We start from the raw sequence: 4958 nt of genomic DNA, 5'->3' as shown, positions 1-4958 counted from the left end.
GGGACTCGCAGAACCGGCCAGATAGCGCTCGGTTCCGTCTCTGGCCACACGCAGAGTATCGTTGGCCAGCTTCTTCGCCTTCCCGCTTCGCAAGACTCTCTGGACCACCCCGGTGGCCCTCCGGCGGGTACGGGCATTGAGGATCACAAACACCTCCTCGAGAGGCTTTCCCTCGGCCTCCTCCAGCCGCCAGCCGGTTAACGCTTCCGCAGCCGGGTTCAGGTACATCACCCGACCCTGGAGGTCCGCCACCACCACCCCTTCACCCAAAGAACTGAGCGTCGTGCGCCACCGCTCCTCGCTTTCCCGGAGCCGGTTCTCAGCTTCCTTCTGGGCGGTGATGTCAATGGCTATTTCAAAGCGCACCTCCCGACCATCGGGCCAGCGGATGATGCGGTCGGTAATGAGGTAGTGCCGGTTCAGGACCGGATTGTGGTACTCCCACTGGTACGGCTCCCCTTTCTTCTCGAGAATCAGGGCATTGGTGCAGAAAGGACACGGCGCATCCCTCCCCTGAAACTCCCGGTAGCAGAGCCCACCGACGAGGGGCTTTCCGAACATCTTCTGGGTATACCGGTTGACGTAGAGAATCTCATAGGTATACGGATCGGAAACATAGACGATTTCCTCGAGGCCGTCGAAAATGGACAGAAGCTGGTTCCGCTCAAACTGCAGCGCTTCCTGCATCACCTTCCACTCGGTGATATCCCGGAACACGGTGGCGAAAAAGCCCTTTCGATCGCTGTAGGCGGTGACTTCGTACCAGCGCTTCAGCGGTTCGGCAAAGGCCTCAAAACGCCTGGTTACTCCGGAAAGTGCCACCTGCCCGTAGGTTCCAATCCAGTCAAAGGAAGACCGCTCAATGCCGGGTAAAACCTGGGTGACTCGCTTCCCTATGATGTCCTTTCGCGCGAGTCCAGTCAAACGCTCAAAAGCCGAGTTGACTTCCAAAAAAACGTAATCAATCGGCTTTCCGTCAGCATCAACGAGAAGCTCGTGGTAAGCAAACCCATCAGGCAGGTTTTCAAGAAGCAGCCGGTACCGGGGATCAACCACCCGCACCCCTCCTCATCGGAATGGGTAGCAGAGCGTACCTCCCGCGTCAGCTACCTGCTTCGGTTCACACATAAATCGACCAGAGTTTCTTCCACAGTACTTGAGCACGTCACGGGGGAACTTTAGACCTTGGGGGCTCAGCTGCATCCTCACCCTCACACCCTCCTCAAGTGGTTGAAGTAGTTCAGGACAAGGAGTACCTTCCCCTTTATCTGGACCTCTCCGGCTCCAAGGATTCGGGGTTCATAGCGGCTATTCTTGGGCTCAAGGACGACGGTATCACCCCGGAAGAAGACCTGCTTGATGGTTAAGCCCTCAGCATCCACCTCCACAACGGCAATGTCCCCCGACTGGACTTCCAAGTCCGGGGAAAAGAGGACGAAGCTCCCTGGAGTGATGCCGGCTTCCATCATCGAGTCCCCTTCGGCCCGGAGGAAGTAGATTTTGAGCCCATGGTAGTATGCCCTGCCAACGCTCATCTCGAGCATTTCCCGGAGTATCGGATGCACGCCCACAATGTACTCATCAAAAGCCTCCCGGGGTGTCCCGCAGGGAATCTCAGGGGAAAGGACCGGCACAAAGACCACCTCCGGGGAAACCTCGAAGGCCTCCTCAAGCACCCCTGCCAAACGGAAGACCTCGCCCTCGCTGAGCCCAAAGACTTTGGCGATGGCCTTGAGGTTTGCAGGGGTGATGTTCCTTGTTCCGGAAATCCAGGAGGAGACAAGGGCCCTTGAGACCCCGATCCTCCGGGCAAGCTCTGCCTGGGACATCTTGTTTTTCCTGAGGAGCTCCCGAAGCCACTCCGCTCTCATGCTCCTCCCGCCTCTTGCCACTTTCTCCCATTATAGCAGAAATTCCTGCCCAATCCTCGCCTGTTCACTCTTTGTCTACATCTTTGTTTACATTCCGCAAATACATGGGTATAATAGTCACACACAGTTGATAAAGGGGGATGAGCAATGCGCGAACCTGTTTTTACGGAAGTCGAAGGACGGAAAATCTTTGCCGGATGGATTGACGGGGAGGTCTTCGAGAAGGAAATCACAAAGCGGAGCATCTTCCGGAATTCCAAGGCGTGGGGAACGGAAAAGGAGGTGATTGAAAAGCTTAAAAGTCGTGGTGTCCGGGTAATCCGCCTCATCCGCAAAGACACCGGGGAGGTTTTAGAGATTCCCCTCTTTAAGTTCCTCGAGCGCGCCTTCCCCCTTCGGCTTCCGGGGAAACCCGAGCAGCTCCTTGTACAGCTCAAGCACTTTGCAGTTACCCCGAGGGTGTAGCCATGCCGAACCGGATCCTCAAGGAATCGATTTGTACCTCCGCCACCATCGATGCGTTGTCCCCGGAAGAGGAAGTTTTCTTCTACCGGCTCCTTGTGAACTGCGATGACTTTGGAAGAATGGATGCTCGCCCCCAGATCCTCCTTGCCCGGTGCTTCCCCTTGAAGATTGGGATATTTACTCTTTCGCAAATCGAGGGGTGGCTCCATTCTCTTGAGCGGGCAGGGCTCATACGCCTCTATGAGGTGGATGGCATGCCCTACCTCGAGGTGGTGACATGGGAGAAGCACCAGCGGGTGAGGAATAAGAAACCCAGGTACCCTGCCCCACCGGAAGCCGTAAGCTCGAGCAATCCGAAAAAGTGTAGGAGGCTCAAAAAGACGCGCCAAAGCCCAAAGCAGACCTGTAACCTGGAGCAAATGCGCAAAAGCTCCCCACCGACTTGCAACGGCCTGAGGGAGACCCCCAACGACGTACCGCAGACTTGCGATAGCCCGGAGCAGAACTACGCCAACTCGAAAGAGATGTGTAACCTGGAAAAGACCTGCAGCAACCCAAAACAGGTTGACGACAACCTGCCGCATCCTTGTGACAGGCTGTTGCAGACCCGCAACCTGGAAAAGAGGTGCAACAGCTCACAGCATACCTACGGCAATCCTCTGCAGACCTACAACCTGGAACGTATGGGCAACAGCTCCTTACCGACCTGCGGTAACCCGAAGGAGGTTGGTAACAGCCTGGAGTATACCTGCAGCAACTTGTCGCAGACGTGGAACAGCCCAGAGGAGGCCGATGACGGCCCCAGGAAGACCTGCAGTAACCCGCAGCATACTTACACCAATCCTCTGCAAATCCGTAACCTGGAGGAGGTTGACGGCAATCCTCTGCATACGTGCAACCCGAATGAGACCTGCAGCAACTCAAAACAGGTTGATGGCAATCCTTCTCAGACCTGCGAAGACTTGTTACAGGTTGATGACGGTTTGCAGGAGACCCGCAACGACTCTTTACACACTTGCAGCGACTCGTTGCAGACCTGCAACAACTCTTTGCATACCTGCAACAACTTGACGTCAATTGACAGCAACTTGCTGACAATTGACAGCAACTTGACGTCAATTGTCTGCCTGAATCCTAATCCTAATCCGAATACGAATCCGAATACGAATCCTAATCCGAATCCAATAAGGTCCAGTATAGACCCTTCCGTTTTTTCAACCTCTTTCTCAACCACCCCAAGGACCTGTGGGGAGGAAGACCTGAGAGGGGCAATAGGGAGGGTGGTAGAAGGTATCCCCGAAAACGGTAAGGCCAAAAGCAGGCTCTACCGGATGGCACTGCGGGCAAAAATCCGGGGAGTGGTTACAGGTACCGAGTACACCGCCCTCCTTGAGAGAATCGCAAAAGCGGAAGAGCATGAGCTTGAAGCCCTCGAGGAGGAGCTTTCCCAATCTGAGGCAAGGGCTCTGAGTCCTCCATCTTAAGCCGGTAGCAGCCCTTCAAGTAGCCGAAAACCGATGACAAAAGGAGGACACCCATGGCTTTGGAGCAGAAGCACGCCTTCAACCGGGTTCTCAAGAGGGAGGGTTTTGGGGTAAGGAAGCTGAAGGTCCGGGAGATTCCCTTTCCTCCGGAGGTGATGGAACGCTTAGTGAGGAGGGTTCAAAAGGAAAAGCGGAGAACCCCTGCCATTCCCTTTGGGGTTCTATCCCGAAGAGAACGGGACGTCATAGACTGCCTCTTCTTTGGGGGGTTGTCGGAACGGGAGACCGCAAGGATTCTCGGGATTTCAAGGAGCTCTGTCCGGAGCTACAAAAAGTCTGCCCTTGGGAAGCTCCGGGAGGCGATGGAGGAAGGGCAAGGTTCCCCCACCCGCTCCCCTAAGGATGAGTAGGAGGTGATTTCATGTTCATCTTCTGCTGCGGGGAATGCTACGAGTACCGGGGATTCCCCTTACGTGCCCCAGGTGCGGGAAGAAGCTCCGTCTTCCCCGGAGAGCTGAAACCCTCGGGGTTCTCGAGAGGGGGGAAGAGGAAAACCTCATCGACTGCTCCCCCACCCACCCGCTTAAGAATAAGTAGAGAGACAATTTCTTGAGGAGGTGTTGCCATGCCACCGGTTGTGGTTGTGGAGCAGCCGAACCGCCTGCGGATTCGGCTCGAGGTTGGGCAGTACGAAAACGGGCGTCCCATCATCCGCTCCCTCTCGTACCAGGTGAAGGAGACGGCAGCTCATCAGGACGTCTACGACGTTGCCGTGGCGATTGCAGGACTTGTGGCGTATCCCGTGCACGATTTCATCCTCACCGAGAACAAGCTCCTCACTGAATAGGAGGTGAAGCCCGATGGCCAAAGTCCTCGTCATGACGTTCAAGAATGAGGCCGGGCAAAACGTGAACGTGCGGGTGAACTACCCCCGGGAGAACCTCACCGGGACTGAAGTCGATGCCGTGATGGACGTGATTCTTGCAAAGAACATCTTCCCCACCACCGGCGGGGATCTCGTGGAGAAAGTCGGAGCGCAGATTGTGGAGACGACAGTAACGGTGCTCTGACTCACACCCGTTCTGAACTGACGTGGTTCCCGGTACACCGAATGCAAGCGGGGGAGGGGCCAACCCCT

The 4958-nt window shown here is 55.9% G+C and carries 7 protein-coding genes; 5 read left to right on the top strand and 2 right to left on the bottom strand.

What is annotated here, in order from left to right:
• Together H5U36_08855 and H5U36_08850 are read right to left on the bottom strand one after the other, a co-directional pair.
• Positions 1-1056, bottom strand: a 1056-nt coding sequence (locus H5U36_08855) for a PAS domain S-box protein (GenBank protein ID MBC7218225.1), incomplete at its 3' end; no start/stop codon positions are given.
• 155 nt (positions 1057-1211) lie between these two features.
• Positions 1212-1871, bottom strand: a complete 660-nt coding sequence (locus H5U36_08850; protein ID MBC7218224.1) for a helix-turn-helix domain-containing protein — start codon at positions 1869-1871, stop codon at positions 1212-1214.
• A 147-nt stretch (positions 1872-2018) separates the two neighbouring features.
• Here H5U36_08850 and H5U36_08845 point away from each other — a divergent pair, with 147 nt between their 5' ends.
• The 5 genes from H5U36_08845 to H5U36_08825 all read left to right on the top strand — a co-directional run bounded on the left by H5U36_08845 (position 2019) and on the right by H5U36_08825 (position 4890).
• Positions 2019-2336, top strand: coding sequence for a hypothetical protein (locus H5U36_08845; GenBank protein MBC7218223.1), 318 nt, complete (start codon positions 2019-2021; stop codon positions 2334-2336).
• Positions 2337-2338: 2 nt separating this feature from the next.
• A complete protein-coding gene (locus H5U36_08840; protein ID MBC7218222.1) occupies positions 2339-3820 on the top strand; it encodes a hypothetical protein in 1482 nt (493 codons plus the stop codon).
• Between the two features lie 53 nt (positions 3821-3873).
• Positions 3874-4230 carry a hypothetical protein gene (locus H5U36_08835; protein MBC7218221.1) on the top strand — a complete coding sequence of 119 codons (357 nt, stop codon included), beginning with the start codon at positions 3874-3876 and terminating at the stop codon, positions 4228-4230.
• Positions 4231-4445: 215 nt separating this feature from the next.
• Positions 4446-4667 (top strand): DUF1659 domain-containing protein, encoded by a 222-nt coding sequence (locus H5U36_08830; protein ID MBC7218220.1) that lies wholly within the window; start codon positions 4446-4448, stop codon positions 4665-4667.
• 13 nt (positions 4668-4680) lie between these two features.
• Complete coding sequence (locus H5U36_08825) at positions 4681-4890, top strand: DUF2922 domain-containing protein (GenBank protein ID MBC7218219.1); 210 nt, start codon at positions 4681-4683, stop codon at positions 4888-4890.
• The last annotated feature ends 68 nt before the right edge of the window (positions 4891-4958 follow it).

The organism is Candidatus Caldatribacterium sp. (assembly GCA_014359405.1).
In the GTDB taxonomy this organism is placed as follows: domain Bacteria; phylum Atribacterota; class Atribacteria; order Atribacterales; family Caldatribacteriaceae; genus Caldatribacterium; species Caldatribacterium oleiphilum.
This window is presented reverse-complemented; position numbering and strand designations above follow the sequence as displayed.

Coding starts and splice junctions, on each gene's coding strand:
- H5U36_08850 (MBC7218224.1), bottom strand. CDS start 1,871: ATGAGAGCGGAGTGGCTTCGGGAGCTCCTCAGGAAAAACAAGATGTCC.
- H5U36_08845 (MBC7218223.1), top strand. CDS start 2,019: ATGCGCGAACCTGTTTTTACGGAAGTCGAAGGACGGAAAATCTTTGCC.
- H5U36_08840 (MBC7218222.1), top strand. CDS start 2,339: ATGCCGAACCGGATCCTCAAGGAATCGATTTGTACCTCCGCCACCATC.
- H5U36_08835 (MBC7218221.1), top strand. CDS start 3,874: ATGGCTTTGGAGCAGAAGCACGCCTTCAACCGGGTTCTCAAGAGGGAG.
- H5U36_08830 (MBC7218220.1), top strand. CDS start 4,446: ATGCCACCGGTTGTGGTTGTGGAGCAGCCGAACCGCCTGCGGATTCGG.
- H5U36_08825 (MBC7218219.1), top strand. CDS start 4,681: ATGGCCAAAGTCCTCGTCATGACGTTCAAGAATGAGGCCGGGCAAAAC.